Source organism: Arthrobacter sp. 10T425 (genome assembly GCF_056393985.1).
This window is the reverse complement of sequence record NZ_JBFTGZ010000114.1, coordinates 1-383: the sequence shown is the minus strand read 5'-3', so window position 1 is coordinate 383 and position 383 is coordinate 1. Positions and strand designations below refer to the sequence as shown.

Genomic DNA, 383 nt, shown 5'->3' with positions numbered 1-383 from the left:
TGTTCATCACGGTGATCAGGTGTTCGAACTGGTCCGTGGTGGCGAAGATTTCCAGGTGCTGCAGGCCGTGCCGGGGTTTGCGGAGGAAGGCGCCCTGGAGCTGGCGGAGCAGTTCCTCGGAGGGCTCGGCGCCGTCCTGGTCCAGCGCCTCCGTCCACCGGCGGGCGATCCGGGCCAGGAAGTCGGCGTCGTTCTCGGCCGCGGTGCGGGTCAGGGCGTGCTCCATCGCCGCCGCGGCCTCCGGGAGGCAGCTGTGCCGGACCCGGTCCAGGGCGAGCGTGATGACGGTCGCGGCCCGGGAGGCGACCTCGCCGGCCGCGACGGCGGCTCCGAGCTCCGGGTGCACGGGCGGGATGGGCCGGCCGGCGAGTCCCTGCCGGGGC

1 protein-coding gene is annotated in these 383 nt (G+C 74.4%); it reads right to left on the bottom strand.

The genetic code is table 11. The features are described from left to right. Positions 1 to 383: DUF222 domain-containing protein (locus tag AC1DDH_RS20775; RefSeq protein WP_476956264.1), on the bottom strand; the 383-nt coding region annotated here is incomplete at both ends.